General features: G+C 60.9%; 21 protein-coding genes. 5 read left to right on the forward strand and 16 right to left on the reverse strand.

The genetic code is table 11. The features are described 5' to 3' along the window. Positions 1 to 195 precede the first annotated feature (195 nt). From moaE to kbl, 6 genes are all read right to left on the reverse strand, one after another. Positions 196 to 669, reverse strand: a complete 474-nt coding sequence (gene moaE, locus VFF99_RS09755; RefSeq protein ID WP_325017331.1) for a molybdopterin synthase catalytic subunit MoaE — start codon at positions 667 to 669, stop codon at positions 196 to 198. Positions 670 to 676: 7 nt separating this feature from the next. After that, entirely contained in the window at positions 677 to 934 is a 258-nt protein-coding gene (gene moaD / locus VFF99_RS09760) for a molybdopterin converting factor subunit 1 (RefSeq protein WP_325017333.1), read from the reverse strand. Between the two features lie 3 nt (positions 935 to 937). Then, positions 938 to 2,164 carry a gephyrin-like molybdotransferase Glp gene (gene glp / locus VFF99_RS09765; RefSeq protein WP_325017334.1) on the reverse strand — a complete coding sequence of 409 codons (1,227 nt, stop codon included), beginning with the start codon at positions 2,162 to 2,164 and terminating at the stop codon, positions 938 to 940. A 31-nt stretch (positions 2,165 to 2,195) separates the two neighbouring features. Next, positions 2,196 to 3,656, reverse strand: a complete 1,461-nt coding sequence (thrC, locus tag VFF99_RS09770) for a threonine synthase (protein WP_325017336.1) — start codon at positions 3,654 to 3,656, stop codon at positions 2,196 to 2,198. A gap of 110 nt (positions 3,657 to 3,766) precedes the next feature. After that, positions 3,767 to 4,738 (reverse strand): NAD-dependent epimerase/dehydratase family protein, encoded by a 972-nt coding sequence (locus VFF99_RS09775; RefSeq protein WP_325017338.1) that lies wholly within the window; start codon positions 4,736 to 4,738, stop codon positions 3,767 to 3,769. A 12-nt stretch (positions 4,739 to 4,750) separates the two neighbouring features. Further along, a complete protein-coding gene (kbl, locus tag VFF99_RS09780; protein WP_325017340.1) occupies positions 4,751 to 5,959 on the reverse strand; it encodes a glycine C-acetyltransferase in 1,209 nt (402 codons plus the stop codon). Positions 5,960 to 6,127: 168 nt separating this feature from the next. Here kbl and VFF99_RS09785 point away from each other — a divergent pair, with 168 nt between their 5' ends. Next, on the forward strand, positions 6,128 to 6,703 hold the full coding sequence (locus VFF99_RS09785) for an XRE family transcriptional regulator (protein ID WP_325017342.1): 576 nt from the start codon (positions 6,128 to 6,130) through the stop codon (positions 6,701 to 6,703). A 70-nt stretch (positions 6,704 to 6,773) separates the two neighbouring features. Here the strand turns inward: VFF99_RS09785 and VFF99_RS09790 are convergent, their stop codons facing one another. Next, positions 6,774 to 8,084 carry a homoserine dehydrogenase gene (locus VFF99_RS09790; RefSeq protein ID WP_325017344.1) on the reverse strand — a complete coding sequence of 437 codons (1,311 nt, stop codon included), beginning with the start codon at positions 8,082 to 8,084 and terminating at the stop codon, positions 6,774 to 6,776. A 70-nt stretch (positions 8,085 to 8,154) separates the two neighbouring features. After that, on the reverse strand, positions 8,155 to 9,387 hold the full coding sequence (locus VFF99_RS09795; protein ID WP_325017346.1) for a pyridoxal phosphate-dependent aminotransferase: 1,233 nt from the start codon (positions 9,385 to 9,387) through the stop codon (positions 8,155 to 8,157). Positions 9,388 to 9,576: 189 nt separating this feature from the next. Here VFF99_RS09795 and VFF99_RS09800 point away from each other — a divergent pair, with 189 nt between their 5' ends. From VFF99_RS09800 to VFF99_RS09810, 3 genes are all read left to right on the forward strand, one after another. After that, positions 9,577 to 9,966: an Mth938-like domain-containing protein gene (locus VFF99_RS09800; RefSeq protein ID WP_325017349.1), complete on the forward strand. Its 390-nt coding sequence runs from the start codon at positions 9,577 to 9,579 to the stop codon at positions 9,964 to 9,966. A gap of 107 nt (positions 9,967 to 10,073) precedes the next feature. Next, positions 10,074 to 10,568 (forward strand): peroxiredoxin, encoded by a 495-nt coding sequence (locus tag VFF99_RS09805; protein ID WP_325017350.1) that lies wholly within the window; start codon positions 10,074 to 10,076, stop codon positions 10,566 to 10,568. A gap of 224 nt (positions 10,569 to 10,792) precedes the next feature. Then, positions 10,793 to 12,415, forward strand: coding sequence for a PhoH family protein (locus VFF99_RS09810; RefSeq protein WP_414691525.1), 1,623 nt, complete (start codon positions 10,793 to 10,795; stop codon positions 12,413 to 12,415). A gap of 67 nt (positions 12,416 to 12,482) precedes the next feature. Here VFF99_RS09810 and VFF99_RS09815 read toward each other — a convergent pair whose 3' ends face one another. From VFF99_RS09815 to rpsF, 7 genes are all read right to left on the reverse strand, one after another. Then, positions 12,483 to 13,490: an inorganic phosphate transporter gene (locus tag VFF99_RS09815; protein WP_325017354.1), complete on the reverse strand. Its 1,008-nt coding sequence runs from the start codon at positions 13,488 to 13,490 to the stop codon at positions 12,483 to 12,485. A gap of 124 nt (positions 13,491 to 13,614) precedes the next feature. Further along, on the reverse strand, positions 13,615 to 14,241 hold the full coding sequence (locus VFF99_RS09820) for a DUF47 domain-containing protein (protein ID WP_325017356.1): 627 nt from the start codon (positions 14,239 to 14,241) through the stop codon (positions 13,615 to 13,617). A gap of 89 nt (positions 14,242 to 14,330) precedes the next feature. Further along, positions 14,331 to 15,728 (reverse strand): replicative DNA helicase, encoded by a 1,398-nt coding sequence (locus VFF99_RS09825; protein ID WP_414691526.1) that lies wholly within the window; start codon positions 15,726 to 15,728, stop codon positions 14,331 to 14,333. A 159-nt stretch (positions 15,729 to 15,887) separates the two neighbouring features. Next, the gene (gene rplI, locus VFF99_RS09830) at positions 15,888 to 16,340 is read right to left on the reverse strand and encodes a 50S ribosomal protein L9 (RefSeq protein WP_325017360.1); all 453 of its coding nucleotides are present in this window, start codon (positions 16,338 to 16,340) and stop codon (positions 15,888 to 15,890) included. 27 nt (positions 16,341 to 16,367) lie between these two features. Then, positions 16,368 to 16,652: a 30S ribosomal protein S18 gene (rpsR, locus tag VFF99_RS09835; RefSeq protein WP_007882558.1), complete on the reverse strand. Its 285-nt coding sequence runs from the start codon at positions 16,650 to 16,652 to the stop codon at positions 16,368 to 16,370. Positions 16,653 to 16,667: 15 nt separating this feature from the next. Beyond that, the gene (priB, locus tag VFF99_RS09840; RefSeq protein ID WP_414691527.1) at positions 16,668 to 16,970 is read right to left on the reverse strand and encodes a primosomal replication protein N; all 303 of its coding nucleotides are present in this window, start codon (positions 16,968 to 16,970) and stop codon (positions 16,668 to 16,670) included. An 18-nt stretch (positions 16,971 to 16,988) separates the two neighbouring features. Next, positions 16,989 to 17,357: a 30S ribosomal protein S6 gene (gene rpsF / locus VFF99_RS09845; RefSeq protein ID WP_325017362.1), complete on the reverse strand. Its 369-nt coding sequence runs from the start codon at positions 17,355 to 17,357 to the stop codon at positions 16,989 to 16,991. 271 nt (positions 17,358 to 17,628) lie between these two features. On the opposite strand from rpsF, the gene lexA reads away from it, so the two are divergent. Continuing rightward, positions 17,629 to 18,294, forward strand: coding sequence for a transcriptional repressor LexA (gene lexA, locus VFF99_RS09850; protein WP_325017364.1), 666 nt, complete (start codon positions 17,629 to 17,631; stop codon positions 18,292 to 18,294). Positions 18,295 to 18,358: 64 nt separating this feature from the next. Here the strand turns inward: lexA and VFF99_RS09855 are convergent, their stop codons facing one another. Beyond that, positions 18,359 to 19,120, reverse strand: a complete 762-nt coding sequence (locus VFF99_RS09855) for an RNA methyltransferase (RefSeq protein WP_325017366.1) — start codon at positions 19,118 to 19,120, stop codon at positions 18,359 to 18,361. Positions 19,121 to 19,164 lie beyond the last annotated feature (44 nt).

Raw genomic sequence — 19,164 nt, forward strand, 5'->3', positions numbered from 1 at the left:
CGACCGATGAAGAAACACCACGCCGGTTCCGTCGGCCATGACGGCCGACGGCCTACGCAAAAACGACACGGATGAATTTGCAAAACGACTTGACTTCAAACGCATCATAGAAGGGTGGGTAGAGCGAAGCGAAACCCACCAGGCGACTAAAGGTCGGTTTCGCTTCGCCTCACCCACCCTACGGTTCTTAAATCATCACCCGCCGGAATTGCCGCTTTGGATTCCCCACTTCGCCAGCGCTTCATCGTCGGTGACGCGCGCATCCACCCAGCGCGCCCCTTGCGGGGTCACTTCTTTCTTCCAGAACGGCGCCTGCGTCTTCAGGTAATCCATGATGAACTCGCAGGCCTGGAACGCCTCGCCGCGATGGGCCGAGGTCACGGCCACGAGCACGATCTGGTCCAGCGGTTGCAGCGGACCAACGCGGTGGATCACCAGCGCATCGATGATGGACCAGCGCTCATTCGCCTGCGCAACGATGTCTTCCAGCGCCTTTTCGGTCATGCCGGGATAGTGCTCCAGCTCCATCTCGCTGACGCCGGAGCCCTCGTTCATGTCGCGCACCGTGCCGACAAATGCGACGACGGCACCCACCTGGGCCTGCCCGTTGCGCAATGCCGCCACCTCTGCGCCGAGGTCGAAATCCTGGGTCTGGACGCGGATAGCCATGGCGGGACTAGCCTCCTGTGACGGGCGGGAAGAAGGCGATTTCACAGCCTTCGCTGATGCGCGTGCCGGCATCCGTCATCTGCTGGTTGCAGGCCATGCGCAGCGCCCTGCCCTCCGCCAGGGCTTCCGCCCAGACGCCGCCGCGTTCCCGCAGCCAGGCGCGGACATCGCCGACGGTGGCGACCGTGTCCGGCAGGGTGACGGACTCCTGGCTGGTGCCGAGTGCCTCGCGTACGCTGGCAAAGAAGCGGAGTTGGATGTTCATGGTTCAGTAAAGCAGTTCGCTGAAAGAAAGAAAGCGTACGGTATCGCCGGGTGAAATCACATTTCCCGGCGGGTTGTCGATCAGGCCGTCGGCCCAGGTCGTCGAGGTCAGCACCGCGGAGCCCTGGTTGGCGAACAGGTCGAGGCCGCCCGCGGGATTGATGCGGGCGCGCAGGAATTCATTGCGCCGGTCTGCCTTGGGCCAGGAAAAATCGGCGCGCATGGCGAAGGCCCGGGGTGCGACGTCGGCCACGCCCTGCAGGCGCAGGATGAAGGGCCGGACGAACAGCAGGAAGGTCACGAAGCTGGATACGGGATTGCCGGGCAGGCCGATGAAATACGCGCTACCGGCTTCTTCGCGCCGAATCTCGCCGAAGGCGAGCGGTTTGCCGGGCTTGATCGCGATCTGCCACATGTTCAGGCGCCCCTCGGCTTCCACCGCGGGCTTGATGTGGTCCTCTTCGCCGACCGAGACGCCGCCGGAGGTGATGATCAGGTCGTGCCCGGCCGCGGCCTTGCGCAGGGTGTCGCGCGTGGCGTCGAGCGAGTCGGGGACGATGCCGTAATCGGTGATCTCGCAGCCGAGGTTTTCGAGCAGGCCGCGAAGCGTGAAGCGGTTGGAGTTGTAGATGGCGCCGGGCTTGAGCGCTTCGCCGGGCATGGCGAGTTCGTCGCCGGTGAAGAAGACCGCAACGCGCGGACGGCGCACGACCGGCAGGCCGGCCAGGCCGACCGATGCGGCCAGCCCCAGTTCCTGTGCGCGCAGGCGCGTGCCTCTGAAAAGAATGATGCTGCCGGCCCGGATATCCTCGCCGGTGCGGCGGATCCATTCGCCGGTCTTGGGCGCATGGCGCACGATGACGCTGTCGCCGCCGGCTTCGCACTGTTCCTGCATCACCACCGCATCCGCACCCTCCGGGATCATGGCGCCGGTAAAGATACGCGCCGCGGTGCCGGGTTGCAGCGGCTGGCCGACGACACCGGCGGGGATGCGCTGCGACACCCGCAGCTGCGCATTACCGCTCGCGCACTCTTCCGCGCGCACGGCATAACCGTCCATCTGCGTGTTGTCCATCGGCGGGACGTCGAGCTGCGATGTCTGGTCGACGGCCAGCACGCGGCCGTTCGCTTCGAGCGTCGGCAGGACTTCCGTTTCGGCGATCGGCCGGACGGCCGAGAGCAGGATATCGAGTGCTTCCGGCGCACTCAACATGGGTTTCTTTTCAGTCATGCTCAACCGGTGCCTCGAAAAAGGGATCGGGTTACAGACCAGTATGCTTCGCGATGAATGCCTTCATCTTTTCCACGTCCGCCGGCATCAATTCATAGCGCTGCGGCAGGGACTCGATGTTCTCGAAGCCGGCCGGACGTTCGGCATCATGTCCAAGGGCTTCGCGGATGGTCTCGTTGAACTTGGCCGGCAACGCCGTCTCCAGGACGATCATCGGCACGCCGGGCGAGAGATGCTCGCGGGCCACCTTCACGCCGTCGGCGGTATGCGTATCGATCGTCACGCCGTACTTCGCATGCACGTCGCGGATCGTCGCGACGCGGTCCGCGTGGACCGACTTGCCGGACACGAATCCGTACTGGGCGACCTTGGCGAACTCGTCGCCATCGCTGCCCGGCTTGCCGGACAGGTCGAAGCCGCCGTGCGTCTCCACCTTTCTGAACAGTGCGCGCACACGGTCGGCATCGCGGCCGAGCAGGTCGAAAATGAAGCGCTCGAAGTTGGACGCCTTGCTGATGTCCATGCTCGGGCTGGAGGTGTGATAGGTTTCGGCCGACTTGCGCACGCGATACACGCCGGTGCGGAAGAACTCGTCGAGCACATCGTTTTCATTGGTCGCGACCACGAGCTTGTCGATGGGCAGGCCCATCATGCGGGCAATATGGCCGGCGCAGATATTGCCGAAGTTACCGGACGGCACGGTGAACGAGACCTTCTGTTCGTTGGCCGTCGTCGCGCTGAGGTAGCCGCGGAAGTAGTACACCACCTGCGCGACGACGCGCGCCCAGTTGATCGAGTTGACCGTGCCGATCTTGTGGCGGGCCTTGAACCCCAAGTCGTTGGAGACGGCTTTCACCATGTCCTGGCAGTCGTCGAACACGCCCTGGACGGCGAGGTTGAAAATGTTGGGGTCTTGCAGGCTGAACATCTGCGCGGTCTGGAACGCGCTCATCTTCTTGTGCGGCGACAGCATGAACACGCGGATGCCCTTCTTGCCGCGCATCGCGTACTCGGCCGCGCTGCCGGTATCACCGGAGGTTGCGCCGAAGATATTCAGCTCGGCATGCTCGCGCGCCAGCGCATATTCGAACAGGTTGCCGAGCAGTTGCATCGCCATGTCCTTGAAGGCCAGCGTCGGGCCATTGGACAAGGCTTGCAGGACAAGGCTGGTGCCGTTCGCATTTTCCAGCACACGCAGAGGCGTGATCTGCGAGGCATCCTCACCGGCGCGAACATTGCGGTAGACGTCGGCGGTATAGGTCTTGCGGGCAAGTTCCTTCAGGTCGGCTTCTGGAATGTCCGTCGCGAACTTCTTCAACACTTCCACTGCGAGGTCTGCATAGGACAGCTTGCGCCATGCGTCGAGCTCGGCGCCGCTGACCTTCGGGTACTCGACCGGCAGGTACAAGCCGCCGTCCGGGGCAAGGCCGCCGAGGAGGATTTGGGAGAACGATTGCGCCGGGGATTGACCGCGAGTGGAGACGTATTGCATAAATTCTTGAAAATTTAATAATGAGACCGCTGCGGCGCCTCCGCGGGCGAAGGCGCTGCCAGCCGAATCTTGCATTATAACTGCCGCCCCACTGCGCAGCGGCATTTTCCTTATGCGGCGTGGTGGAGCTTGCGCGCTTCCGGACGGATATTGGCCAGCATGTCATCCACCAGCTCGCCCAGTCCGATCCTTGCCTTCCAGCCCCAGTCGGCGCGCGCATAGGTGTCATCCAGGCTCTGCGGCCAGGAGTCGGCGATCGCCTGCCGGTGGTCGGGACGATATCGGATTTCGAATGCCGGCAGGCGGCTGCGGATGGCCTCGGCCAACTCCCGCGGGTTGAAGCTCAGACCGGCCACGTTGTAGGCGGAGCGGACGCGCACCTCGCCGCCGGGCGCGTCCATCAATTCGATCGTTGCACGGATGGCATCGGGCATGTAGATCATGGGCAGGGTCGTGTCGGCGCCGAGGTAGCACTCGTAGCATTGCCCTTGCGCAGCCGCGTGAAAGATCGCGATCGCATAGTCCGTCGTGCCTCCGCCGGGCGGCGACTTGTGGCTGATGATTCCCGGATAGCGGATGCTGCGTACGTCCACCCCGAATTTGCTGAAATAGTATTCGCACAGGCGCTCGCCCGCCTGCTTGCTGATGCCGTAGATGGTGGTCGGGTCCATCACGGCCAGCTGTGGGGTATCCACTGCGGGCGTGTGCGGTCCGAAGGCGGCAATCGACGATGGCCAGAACACTTTCAGCGGCTTGCCTGCCTGACCGCGTTCGCGGGCGAGTTCGAGGATATTGAGCAAACCGTTCATGTTCAGGGTCCATGCCTTCAGCGGCGCCTGTTCACCGGTGACGGAAAGCAGCGCGGCCAGCTGGTACACCTGCGTGATGGCGTAACGGTCGACAAGCTGCGCGAGGCGGTTGGCGTCGAGCACGTCCAGCGTTTCATAGTTGTCGACGCCGAACCGGCTGCACGGCCCGATATCGGATGCAATGACATTCTCCTTGCCGAAGCGGGCGGTCAATGCATCGACGAGTTCGCTGCCGATCTGGCCGTTGGCGCCGATGACGAGAATACGTTCCATTGTTCTGCTCCTTCAATTCTTCAAAAGACCGAGTTCCTGCCCCGCCTGCCGGAATGCCGCCAGCGCGCGGTCGAGCTGCTCCGTGGAGTGCGCCGCCGAGAGTTGCACGCGCACGCGCGCCTGCCCCATCGGGACGACCGGATAGAAGAATCCCGTGACCAGCACGCCCAGCTCATACAGCCGCTGCGCGAATTTCTGCGCCAGGGGTGCCTCGAACAGCATCACAGGCACCACCGGATGGGTGCCGGGCTTGATCGTGAAACCGAGCTCGCTGATCGCCTTGCGGAAATAGGCGGTATTGGCATGCAGCCTGTCGCGCAGTTCCGTCGAGGAAGACAGGCGCTGCAGTACGGACAGGGAGGCGCCGGCAATCGACGGCGCCAGGGAATTCGAGAACAGGTAGGGACGGGATTTCTGGCGCAGCGTCTGGATCACTTCCTTGCGCGCCGAGGTAAACCCGCCCATCGCACCGCCGAGCGCCTTGCCCAGCGTGCCGGTGATGATGTCGATGCGGCCCATCACGTTGTGATGTTCATGCGTGCCGCGCCCGGTCTTGCCCATGAAGCCGCTCGCATGGCATTCGTCGATCATGACCAGTGCGCCGTACTTGTCGGCGAGGTCGCAGATCTTGTCGAGCTGCGCGATCGTGCCATCCATGGAGAATACGCCGTCGGTCACGATCAGCTTGTGTCGCTTGCCTTGCGCCGCCTGCAACTGCGCTTCGAGGTCGGCCATGTCGTTGTGCTGGTAACGGTAGCGCGCCGCCTTGCACAGGCGGATGCCGTCGATGATGGAAGCATGGTTCAGTGCATCGGAAATGATGGCGTCGTTCTCGTCGAACAAGGGCTCAAAGACCCCGCCGTTGGCATCGAAGGCGGCGGCATACAGGATGGTGTCTTCCATACCCAGGAATTCGGACAGCGCCTGCTCGAGCTGCTTGTGCACGGTCTGCGTGCCGCAGATGAAGCGCACCGACGACAGGCCATAGCCGTATGTCTCCGTCGCCTCGATCGCCGCGCGCACCGTCGCCTCGTCGCCCGACAGGCCAAGATAGTTGTTCGCGCACAGGTTGATCAGCCGCCGGCCGTCGTCGCACACCACTTCAGCGCCCTGGCGTGACGCGATCACGCGCTCGGGCTTGTACAGGCCCTGTTCCCGCAGGTTGTCCAGATTGCATGCCAACCCGGCGTAAAAACTTTCCCTCGCATTCCTGTCGCCCATCGCCTCTCTCCACTTATTCGTTGATGCCGGGCCTGCCCGGCGGTATTCATCTCCGGCGGCATCTGCTACGATGCAATTTCAATATAATTCACCGAATTCACTATTTAGAACATAAGTTCAATATATCGAATATTAAGTAGAGCCGTTGAACTTTGCAAGCATCCTGTTATGAAAAAGATCAATCCGCCGAGTTCCCCGCCGGAAGTGGGAGCCACCCTGCAGAAGCTGCGCCTCAAGCGCGGCTTGACCCTGGACGACCTTTCCCGGGCGGCGGGCGTTTCCAAGTCCATGCTGTCGCAGATCGAGCGGGAAAAAGCCAATCCCACCATTGCGGTCGCGTGGCGGCTGGCCAATGCGCTCGGCATTGGCATCGAGGAATTGTTGTCGAGCGAAAGGCCGGAGCCGGAACCGATCCACGTGCTGGAGCCGCACGAGACACCCACCCTCCCCGGCGCGCATGCCGGCTATGTGCTGCGCATCCTCGGGCCGATGGAGCTTGCGGGAAAGTATGAGTGGTACGAGCTGACGCTTGCGCCGGAGGGCGCGCTGGTCTCCAATCCGCACGATCCCGGAACCACGGAATACCTCACGCTCCTGCACGGCACGGCGGAGGTGGAAGTCGATGGCGTGACGAAAAAACTGAAGGCAGGCGGCACCGCGCGCTACGTGGCGGACCGCAGCCATGCGATCCGGAATGTCGGCAAAACGGAGGCCAAGGCACTGCTCGTCGTGACGCACCGCTGAATCCGGAGCAGAAAAGCAAAACGGCCTGGAGACGTCGCGTCTTCAGGCCGTTTTTTATGGGCTGGGAGGATCAGCTCAATTGTTCGAGGCGGATCTTGGTGACTTCGCCGACCACGGTCGGCAATGCCTCGATTTTCCCGATCGCAGCAACGATGTTCTTTTCCTGCGTCTGGTGCGTCAGCATGATGATGTCGGTGCGGGTTTCGCCTTCGTCCGGCTCCTTCTGCAGCATGGCGTCGATGGAGATCGACGAGTCCGCCAGGATGCGCGTGACGTCAGCCAGCACGCCTGGCTGGTCGGAAACGCGCATGCGCAGGTAGTAGCTGGTGGTGACTTCTGACATCGGCAGGATCGGCGTGTCGACCATCGCGTTCGGCTGGAATGCGAGGTGCGGAACGCGGTGCTCCGGGTCTGCGGTCGCCAGGCGGGTGATGTCGACGAGATCGGCGATCACGGCCGATGCCGTCGGCTCCGAACCTGCGCCCTTGCCGTAGTACAGCGTTGCGCCGACCGCGTCGCCCTGCACCAGCACCGCATTCATCGCGCCTTCGACGTTGGCGATGAGGCGCTTGGCCGGGATCAGCGTCGGATGGACGCGCAGTTCGATGCCGCCAGCGGTCCGCCTGGCGATACCCAGCAGTTTGATGCGGTAGCCGAGCTGTTCCGCATAACGGATGTCGGTCGCCTGCAGCTTGGTGATGCCTTCCACGTGCGCCTTGTCGAACTGGACGGGAATGCCGAAGGCAATCGCCGACATGATGGTCGCCTTGTGCGCGGCATCGACGCCCTCGATGTCGAAGGTGGGATCGGCTTCCGCGTAGCCGAGCCGTTGCGCTTCCTTCAGCACGACGTCGAAGTCGAGGCCCTTGTCGCGCATCTCGGACAGGATGAAGTTGGTGGTGCCGTTGATGATGCCGGCGATCCACTGGATACGGTTCGCAGTCAGGCCTTCGCGCAGCGCCTTGATGATCGGGATGCCGCCGGCAACCGCGGCTTCGAACGCGACCATCACGCCCTTGTCCTGCGCCGCCTTGAAGATTTCATTGCCGTGCGTGGCGAGCAGGGCCTTGTTGGCGGTGACCACATGTTTGCCGTTGGCGATCGCCTTCATCACCAGTTCCTTGGCGATGCCGTAGCCGCCGATCAGCTCGATGACGATATCGATTTCGGGATTATCCACCACCAGGTTGGCATCGCTGACGACTTCGCACTCGCCGTTGGTCAGTTCCTTGGCGCGCGCGGTGTTCAGATCAGCCACCATGGCAATCTCGATTCGGCGGCCGGCACGGCGCGTAATCTCTTCCTGGTTACGCTTCAGAACGTTGAATGTGCCGGAACCGACGGTACCGATGCCTAACAAGCCTACTTTGATGGGTTTCATAGTCTTCAAAAATATAACGCTGCGGGAGTCCGGCAAGCGCCGGAACACGGAGGTACTTCAATGGTGAAACTTACGCCGCGATCGCGTGGCGCTTGCGATAACCTTCGAGGAAACGCGCGATGCGTCCGATGGCTTCCGTCAAGTCGTCCGAGTTCGGCAGGAACACGACGCGGAAGTGGTCCGGCGCAATCCAGTTGAAGCCGGTCCCCTGCACGATCAGGACGCGCTCTTCCGCCAGCAGTTCGTAGGCGAACTGCTGGTCATCCTTGATCGGATAAATCTTCGGGTCGAGCTTGGGGAACATGTAGAGCGCGGACTTCGGCTTGACGCAGCTCACGCCGGGAATGTCCGACAGGAGCTTGTGCGCCAGGTCACGCTGCTTGAGCAGCCGCCCGCCGGGGCCGACGAGGTCGTCGATGCTCTGATACCCGCCCAGCGCCGTCTGGATCGCATACTGTCCCGGCGCGTTCGCGCACAGGCGCATCGAAGCGAGCATGTTCAGCCCTTCGATGTAATCCTTCGCCGGCTTCTTGTCGCCCGACACCACCATCCAGCCCGAGCGGTAGCCGCACGAGCGGTAATTCTTCGACAGGCCGTTCAGGGTGATGAACAGCACGTCTTCAGCCAGCGATGCGATCGAGGTGTGCTTCTCGCCGTCGTACAGCGTCTTGTCGTAGATCTCGTCGGCAAAGACGATCAAATGATGCTGGCGTGCCACTTCCACGATCTGCTGCAGCAGCTCGACCGGGTACAGCGCGCCGGTGGGATTGTTCGGGTTGATGACGACGATGGCCTTGGTGTTCGGCGTGATCCTCTTCTTGATGTCGTCGATATCCGGCAACCAGCCGGACTCTTCGTCGCATACATAGTGAACCGGCTTCCCGCCGGATAGGCTGACTGCCGCCGTCCAGAGCGGATAGTCCGGTGCCGGCACCAGCACTTCGTCGCCGGTGTTGAGCAGTGCGTTCATGCCCATGACGATCAGTTCGGAGGCGCCGTTGCCGATGTAGATGTCCTCGATGGTCACGCCGGAAATCTTCTTTTCCTGCGTGTAATGCATGATCGCCTTGCGCGGTGCGAACATGCCCTTGGAATCCGTATAGCCGGCCGCATTTGGCATGTTACGGATCATGTCCTGCACGATCTCGTCGGGCGCATCGAAACCGAATACGGCGAGGTTGCCGATGTTCAGCTTGATGATCTTGTGGCCCTCGTCCTCCATCTGCTTCGCCTTCTCGAGGACGGGTCCGCGGATGTCGTAGCAGACGTCTGCCAGCTTCTTGGATTTCTGAATCGGTCGCACTGAAGCAATCCCTTGTAGTAAAAGCAAAAGTTGGGATGCAATGGTGCACCGCCAAAAATACCCATTTTGCCGAAAGCAAGTAGTTTTATCAATGCGGGCCGGGGAGTTTTAGCTCGGAAAACGCTACAATGCCCCATCTTTTTCCTCTAATTGTCGGAAATTCACGCCCATCGGCGTGTCTATTGCGTCATGAAGCTCCACACCACTTCCACACAGCATTACCAGACTGTCACCGGCTATGACGAGACCGGGGTCGAAATCAACGCGGTCCGGTTTTCGTACAGCCTGCTCGTCCAACCCGAAGCGGCGCCGGTTGCATGGCCGCCGCGCTCCTTCGACGAACTGACGGCGGAACACTTTGCGCAAATCGGCGCCGTATCGCCGGACGTCGTCATCCTCGGCACCGGCGCCAGACAGCGTTTCGTGCACCCGCGCCTGGTCACCGCGCTGACTGCACGGCACATCGGCGTCGAGTGCATGGACAGCCAGGCTGCCTGCCGCACCTACAACATCCTGATGGCGGAAGGCCGGAAGGTCGTGCTCGCACTGATCTTCGAAGGACCGCCAGCTGGCGCCTGAAGCCGCGATCAAGGTTCCCAAGCAGATGAACATTCGCTAACATCGCGGATGCGCCGCACAATGCCGCGGACGAAACAACAATAACCTCGCCACAAGCGACAACCCATATGGACCAGGAGAAGAGCGTGGCCGAAAGCCCATCTGCATTGAATTTGATCGTTCCCGAGTTTTCCGCTGCGATGACCGGCAACCAGACCTTCAGGTTGTCCGACTACAAGGGGAAGACGATCGTCCTGTACTTCTACCCGAAAGACAACACGCCGGGCTGCACCACCGAAGGGATGCAGTTCCGCGATCTGCATCCGCAGTTCCAGGCTGCAAATGCCGAGATCTTCGGCGTAAGCCGCGACAGCATCCGCTCCCACGAAGGCTTCAAGGCCAAGTTGGAAATGCCCTTCGAACTGATCTCGGACCCGGATGAAACCCTGTGCGTCATGTTCAATGTGATGAAAATGAAAAACATGTACGGCAAGCAGGTGCGCGGTGTTGAACGCAGTACATTTATCATTGACGGCACCGGGAAATTGGTGAAAGAATGGCGTGGAGTAAAGGTACCTGGGCACGTAGATGAAGTGCTCGAGTTCGTGAAGGCTCTCGCGTAACACCCTGAACCCATTGAATTTGAAAGAATTTCCTTACCGAAGGCCGTTTGTGGAAGAGGCGCCGAGCCTCCCCCTCAAACGGCCTTTTTGCTTCTGCAATTCCCTCCCCCTCCCCGTTGTCCAACCTTCCAACCTCTGTTTGCACCCCGCGCGTAGTCCATTCAACACATTTCTAGATTGAGGTACTGATGCCACTGCCCAAATTGCCGACCAAGCCAGCAACAATGCTCTCAACCCAAGACTATCCGAAGGTAGAGAAAGGAAAACCGGCAAAACCTGTGATGACCCTCGTAGAAACCGCAGCCCCCGCTGCAGAGGCACCACAGGCACGCGCAAAAACGGAAAAAGCACCGGCGGCACCCGCTGCGAAGCGTAGCGCCAAACCGAAGGCAGTCGAGACCCTGATCAAGTCCAGCGCCAGCCGCATCGGCGACAAGATGGGCGTGACCAAGATGTTCGTGCTGGACACGAACGTGCTGATGCACGATCCGACTTCGCTGTTCCGCTTCGACGAACACGATGTCTACCTGCCGATGATGACGCTGGAGGAACTGGACAACCACAAGAAGGGCATGTCCGAAGTGGCGCGCAACGCACGCCAGGTATCGCGCTCGCTCGACGCGCTCGTTGCCGGCATCGAGGAACACGCGATCGAGGAAGGCATTCCGCTTTCAAAGCTGGGCAACAAGGATGCCAAGGGCAGGCTGTTCTTCCAGACCAGGCTGGAGATCGGCGAACTTCCCGAAGGCCTGCCGATCGGCAAGGCGGACAACCAGATCCTGGGTGTCGTCCGCGCACTCGAAGTGCAGTACCCCGGCCGCCCCATCGTGCTGGTGTCCAAGGACATCAACATGCGCATCAAGGCCCGCGCGTTGGGCCTGCCGGCGGAAGAGTACTTCAACGACCATGTGCTGGAAGATACCGACCTGCTCTACTCCGGCATCCTCCAGCTGTCCGACGACTTCTGGAACAAGCATGCAAAGGGCATGGAGTCCTGGCAGGAAAACAAGCACGGTACCGGTTACACGTTCTACCGCCTGACCGGACCGATGGTGCCCAGCTTCCTGGTCAACCAGTTTGTCTTCATGGAGCCGAGCACCGGCGAGGCGCCGTTCTACGGACAAGTCAAGGAAATCAACGGCAGGACCGCCGTCATCCAGACCCTGCGCGACTACACCCACGGCAAGAACAGCGTCTGGGGCATTACCGCGCGCAACCGGGAGCAGAATTTCGCCCTCAACCTCCTGATGAACCCCGAGTGCGACTTCGTCACCCTGCTCGGCCAGGCGGGCACCGGCAAGACGCTGCTGGCACTTGCGGCCGGACTTGCGCAAGTCCTGGAGACCAAGCTCTACAACGAGATCATCGTCACCCGGGTCACGGTTCCGGTCGGCGAAGACATCGGCTTCCTGCCCGGCACGGAGGAGGAAAAGATGTCGCCGTGGATGGGTGCATTCGACGATAACCTCGAAGTGCTGAACAAGTCGGACAACGACGCCGGCGAATGGGGCCGCGCGGCCACCCAAGACCTGATCCGCTCGCGCATCAAGATCAAGTCGCTCAACTTCATGCGCGGCCGGACCTTCGTCAACAAGTTCCTGATCATCGACGAGGCGCAGAACCTGACGCCAAAGCAGATCAAGACCCTTGTCACGCGCGCGGGCCCGGGCACCAAGATCATCTGCCTCGGCAATATCGCGCAGATCGATACGCCTTACCTGACCGAAGGTTCGAGCGGTCTGACCTACGTCGTCGATCGATTCAAGGGATGGAACCACAGCGGGCACGTCACGCTCGCGCGCGGCGAACGTTCCCGCCTCGCCGACCACGCCAGCGACGTTCTCTGATCGGTCCTCGGCAAATAAAAAAGCCTGCATGGAAATGCAGGCTTTTTTTTGTTGGAGCGCGGATCGCTTACAGAATCTTTGTGCCGATCCACCAGGCGATCGCGGCGACGAAGGCCGAGGCCGGGATCGTGAAAATCCATGCCCAGACGATGTTGCCGGCAACGCCCCAGCGCACGGCGGACATCTTCTTCGCCGAGCCAACCCCGACGATGGCGCCGGTAATCGTATGGGTGGTCGACACCGGGATGCCGAGACCGGTTGCGAGGAACAGCGTGATCGCTCCGCCGGTTTCCGCGCAAAAGCCGCCAACCGGTTTCAGCTTGGTGATCTTCTGCCCCATCGTCTTGACGATGCGCCAGCCGCCGAACAGAGTGCCGAGGCCGATTGCCGCGTAGCAGCTGATGATGACCCAGCTCGGGAGCGGGTCCTTGGACGTCGAATGCCCGGCAGCGATCAGGAGCATCCAGATGATGCCCATCGTCTTTTGCGCGTCATTGCCGCCGTGGCCGAGGCTGTACAGCGATGCAGACACGAGCTGCATGCGACGGAACCACTTGTCCACGCGCCGCGGAGTCGTTCTGACAAACAGCCACGACACGATGACCATCAGGATCGAGCCGAACACGAAGCCGAGCAACGGCGACAGCAGGATGAAGGAAATGGTCTTGATCAGGCCGCCGGAGATCAGCGCGCCGGTGCCCGCCTTGGCGACTGCGGCGCCGACCAGGCCGCCGATCAGCGCGTGCGAGGACGAGGACGGAATGCCGTAATACCAGGTCAGGACGTTCCAGAATATCGCCCCGACAAGCGCACCGAACACGACGTAGTGGTCGACGACAATGGGTTCGATCGTTCCCTTGCCCACCGTGCTCGCGACCTTGAGCTGGAAGAAAAAGATCGCCACCACGTTGAAGAATGCCGCCATCGCCACCGCGTGCTGCGGCTTCAGGACGCCGGTCGATACGACGGTCGCAATCGCATTCGCGGCATCATGAAAACCGTTCATGAAGTCGAAGAGCAACGCCAGCGCGATCAGGAAGGCAAGGGTATAAATGCTAATTTCAAGGGTTTGCATGAGTTCTTGTTTTCGTCTGTTTGGGTAGCCGGCACGTCGCGCCGCGCGGCGGCGGCACTTCAGCACGAAGCGACCGGAAGGAGGGCACCCTGCCCTCCGCAGCCGCGCCCGGGCATGTCACTGCTCAGGCGTTCTCAACAATAATGCCCTCGATGATATTGGCGACATCCTCGCAGCGGTCAGTCACGGTTTCGAGGATTTCGTAGATTGCCTTCAGCTTGATCAGGTTGCGCACGTCCGGCTCGTCGCGGAACAGCTTGGACATGGCGGCGCGCATCACGTGGTCGGCATCGGACTCGAGGCGGTCGATCTCTTCGCAGACCGAAAGGATCTGGCCGGAATTGTCCATGCTGTGCAGCAAGCCGACTGCCGTCTTCACTTTTTCCGTGCAGGCCAGGCACAGCTCGGCCAGCCGCTTCGCTTCCGGCGTGACCGCCTTGATGTCGTACAGGGAGATCGTCTGGCCGGCGTCTTCCAGCAGGTCCAGGATGTCGTCCATGCGAGTGATCAGCTTGTGGATGTCATCACGGTCGAGCGGGGTGATGAACGTCTTGTGCAGCATATCGAGGGTTTCGTAGGTCACCTTGTCGGCCTGCTTTTCGATGCTCTCGATCGCGTGCACGCGGTTCTCCAGGTCATCGAAATTGGTCATCAGCGCGACCATTTCCTTGGCGCCCTTGACGCACAGCTCCCCATGCTGCACGAACAGGTCAAAGAACTTGCCCTCGTTGGGCATCAATCGTCCAAACATATTTGCACTCTCTTAAAGTTGAAGCGTTAATTCGTTTTCAGTTCTTACGTCAACTGCATATCGTCCGTCGCCGGGACGACAGCCTGCCCTTACTCGTTGTCGAAGATCGCGTTGCCGCCGGTGTAATTGTCGAACTTCGTGTACTCGCCCAGGAACGTCAGCCGCACCGCTCCGATCGGGCCGTTACGCTGCTTGCCGATAATGATTTCGGCGGTTCCCTTGTCCGGGGAATCCGGGTTGTAGACCTGGTCGCGGTAGATGAACAGGATCACGTCGGCATCCTGTTCGATAGCGCCGGATTCGCGCAAGTCGGACATCACGGGACGCTTGTTGGGACGCTGTTCGAGCGAGCGGTTCAGCTGAGACAGCGCAATCACGGGACAGTTGAGTTCTTTGGCAATACCCTTCAGGCTTCGCGAAATTTCGGAAATTTCCGTGGCGCGATTTTCCCCGCCGCCGCCATTGCCGGACATGAGCTGCAAGTAGTCGACGATGATCAGGCCAAGGCGTCCGCACTGCCGGGAGAGGCGCCTTGCCCGCGCGCGCAATTCGATCGGACTCAGGGCGGGGGTCTCGTCGATATACAGTTGCGCCTCGTTCATCTTTTGGATGGCGTGGGTCAGACGCGGCCAGTCGTCGTCGTTCAGCTTGCCGACGCGCAGGCGGCTCTGGTCGAGACGGCCGACCGAGCCCAGCATACGCATGGCGAGCTGGGCGCCGCCCATTTCCATCGAAAACACGGCAACCGGAAGGCCGCTGTCGATGGCGACGTTCTCGCCGATGTTCAGCGAAAAAGCGGTCTTGCCCATCGACGGGCGTCCGGCCACGATGATGAGGTCGCCGGGCTGCAGGCCGGAGGTCATGCGATCCAGATCGATGAAGCCCGTCGGCACACCGGTGATGTCGTTCTGGTTGTCGCGGTTGTAGAGCTCATCGATGCGCTCCACCACCTGCGTCAGCAGGGGCTGAATGGCGACCCAGCCCTGGGCGCCGCGGGCGCCCTCTTCGGCGATGGCGAAGATCTTCGATTCGGCCTCGTCGAGCAGCTGCTTGACTTCCTTGCCCTGCGGGTTGAAAGCCTGGCCGGAGATCTCATCGGATACCGTGATGAGCTTGCGGAGCACGCCGCGCTCGCGGACGATTTCAGCGTAGCGGCGGATGTTGGCGGCCGAAGGCGTGTTCTGCGCAAGCGCATTCAGATAGGTCAGGCCGCCGGCCTCTTCCGCCTTGCCGCTCGTGGTCATCGCTTCGTACACGGTGATCACGTCGGCCGGTTTGGAACTGTTGATCAGCTTGACGATGTGCTGAAAGATGATGCGGTGATCGTACCGATAGAAATCGTCTTCGCCGATGAAGTCGGCAATGCGGTCCCACGCAGCGTTATCGAGCAGCAGGCCGCCGAGTACGGATTGCTCCGCTTCAATGGAATGCGGCGGAACGCGGAGGGCTTCAATTTGCGGATCGGCGCGGTTATTCATGGCGCGCATTATACCCGTTTAAGCTTTTGATTTTTGACCAGAATCCGGCGCATACGCGCTTTATTTCTTCGCAAGGAATGCGAGATTTTGGCACTATTGAAACAAATGCGGCAGGCAACAAAAAAGGCCGGGATGTCCCGGCCTTCTTCAATTGCTGCGATCCGTCGATCAGGCTTGCTCGCCGAGCACGGAAACGGTGACATCGACGACGACGTCGGTGTGCAGAGCAACCGAGATCGTGTAGTCGCCAACCGTCTTCAGCGGCCCTTGCGGCATGCGGATCTGCGCCTTTTCAACGGCGAAACCTTGCTTGGTCACGGCTTCGGCGATGTCGGCGTTGGTCACGGAACCGAACAGACGGCCGTCCACACCGGCCTTCTGCGAAATCTGGACGGTCATGCCGTTCAGCTTCTCGCCTTGGCCCTGTGCTGCTGCCAGCTTCTCTGCCGCTGCCTTTTCCAGTTCGGCGCGCTTGGCTTCGAACTCGGCTACGGCCGCATCAGTCGCACGGCGAGCCTTGCGCTGGGGGATCAGGAAGTTGCGAGCGTAACCGTCCTTGACCTTGACCACGTCACCGAGGTTGCCCAGGTTGACGACTTTTTCCAACAGAATGACTTGCATGTTTTTCTCCTATTCTTCGGTCGTCGATCAGGCGTTGTGCAGATCGGTGTACGGCAGCAACGCGAGGTAGCGGGCGCGCTTGATCGCGGTGTCAACCTGGCGCTGGTAGTGCGCCTTGGTGCCGGTCAGGCGGGCCGGCATGATCTTGCCGTTTTCCTGGACGAAGTCCTTCAGGGTGTCGACGTCCTTGTAGTCGACCTGTTCAACACCGGCCGCGGTGAAGCGGCAGAACTTCTTGCGCTTGAACAGCGGGTTCTGCTGCTGGCGCTTTTGCTTGAGCTTGCTCTTGTCGAATTTTTTACCGAATGCCATGGTTGGCTCCTGTATCTAGTGATCTGGTGTAATTGACTCGAAATCCGTAACGTGGAACACGAGGCTTTTGCTGTTGCGGTTCTTGCGCGCCAGGAATCCCGTGAACAGAAACATTTCCCCGAGTGCAGCCTGATTGAACCTTCCGGAAATCTCGCCCGCGGCGACCGCGGCGATTTCCATCTCAACCTGGCGCGGGATGCTTGCTTCCACCTGATCCGACCGATGCTCCAGTCTTGCGGATACGACCGGGATGCCTGCCGGGGTGTAGCGCAATACGTCGCGCTCGGCAATGGCTGCAATCAGGCGAAGCTGGTTCACGCTCCTCGGCTGCTGCAATTACGACGCGGACGCCTCTGCACGTTGCGACTTGGCGGCGTCTTCCTTCTGCACAGCCTTCATCATCGGCGACGGAGTGGTCTCGGCCTTCTTCATCTTCACCGTGAGGTGGCGCAGGACGGCGTCGTTGAACTTGAAGCCGGTTTCGAGTTCGGCCAGGGTCTCGTTGTCGCACTCGATGTTCATGCAGACGTAATGTGCCTTGGCCAGTTTCTGGATCATGTATGCCAGCTGGCGGCGGCCCCAGTCTTCGACACGGTGAACCTTGCCGTTGCGGGCGGTGACGATGCCCTTGTAGCGTTCGATCATCGCGGGCACCTGCTCGCTCTGATCCGGATGGACGATAAATACGATTTCGTAATGACGCATGAATTCTCCTTTTGGACGGATTAAACAATCGCCCACCCCGGCGTCAAGACGGGTGTGGGAAGAGGAAAGCCCACGATGATAACCCGTCCGGCAAGAAAACTCAATGCTTTCAAGATCTTAAGGACGACCTGCCCATCCTCCCGCAAATTCCCGGCAAAATCCGCGCCCCGGGTCGCAAATAAAGCGGGTCAAACCCTTGCAATCGTACAAATCCTGTATAAAAATACAGGCTGTCTATACACACAGGGCTGGATATCCCCAGTCATTCGCGATGATCAAGCTGACCGCCCGCCAGGAACAGATCCTGAACCTGATCAAGGAAGCCATCGAAAACACCGGCTTCCCGCCCACACGCGCCGAGATCGCCGCTGAACTCGGGTTCCGTTCGGCGAATGCAGCGGAAGAGCACTTGCAGGCGCTTGCGCGCAAGGGTGCGATCGAAATTTCACCCGGCACTTCGCGCGGAATCCGCCTCCGCGACATGGGCGGCGACGGTGCCGCGATGCGAGGTGCAGCGCGCCAGATGGCCTTGCCGCATCCCGGCCTGATGCAACTGAGCCTCCCTCTGGTCGGCCGCGTCGCGGCGGGTTCGCCCATCCTTGCGCAGGAACATATTGAAAGCACGTACTCGGTAGACCCGTCCCTGTTCTCGGCAAAGCCGGATTACCTGCTGAAGGTCCGCGGCCTGTCCATGCGCGACGTAGGCATCCTCGACGGTGACCTGCTGGCGGTGAAAAAGGCCGACTCCGCCAAGAATGGCCAGATCGTGGTGGCGCGCATCGGCGACGATGTCACGGTCAAACGCTATAGAAAGACCGACGGCGTCATCGAGCTCCTTCCCGAAAACCCGGACTTCGAGCCGATTGTGGTAGACGGGCGGGAAGACAACTTCGCCCTCGAGGGCCTGGCAGTCGGACTGCTGCGGGCCTGGGGCTGACCGCATCCGGGATTCGGCAACTGCACGCATGAGCGTATCGGTTGCCTGCCCCCAGCCTGTGCAATCAGCGTCGCCCGAGCTTGTCCATGATCTGGCGCGCGATTCCGCGGAGGATATTCACTTCTTCCGTCTCCAGCTGCGTGCGCGAGAAGAGGCGCTTCAGCCGGGGCATCAACTTCTTGGGATTGGCGGGATCAAGAAACTCGATTTCCACCAAGGCCTGCTCGAGGTGTGCATACATTCCTTCGACCTGGTCGAGGCTCGCCATGACGCCCTGGAAGCCCACCGGAGAGGCTGGCACCGACTCCCCCACCGCTGCCATCCGCGCCTCGTAGGCCAACAACTGCACCGCTTGCGCGAGGTTCAGCGACGAGTATGCGGGATTGGCGGGAATATTGATCAGCACGTTGCATTTCTCGATGATCTCGTTCGGCAGCCCATAGCGCTCACTTCCGAAAACCAGCGCCGCATTCAAGCTCTCGTCGGCCGCAAGTTGCGATGCCAGCGCACGCGGCGTCATGACAGGCGGCGAAAATTCCCGCAGCCTGGCACTCAGCGCAGCCGCGAAGTTGCAGCCCTCCAGCGCCTCCTCGATGGAGCCGACAATACGCGCCGACGCGAGTACATCCAGCGCACCGCTGGCGAAGGCAACGGCTTCTTCATGCGTCGCGGCATCGGGATAGCGTGGATTGACCAGCACAAGTTGTGAAAATCCCATTGTTTTCATGGCGCGCGCGGTAGCGCCGATATTCCCGGGATGACTGGTTCCGACCAGCACGAAGCGCATGCGGCCGAAAAGAGAATTACTGATTTGGGGCTGGTTCATTTAAAATAGCGGCATTCTGCGCACTTTGGCCTGGCCGATTGTTG

This window comes from Noviherbaspirillum sp., assembly GCF_035654295.1.
Classification (GTDB): domain Bacteria; phylum Pseudomonadota; class Gammaproteobacteria; order Burkholderiales; family Burkholderiaceae_D; genus Noviherbaspirillum.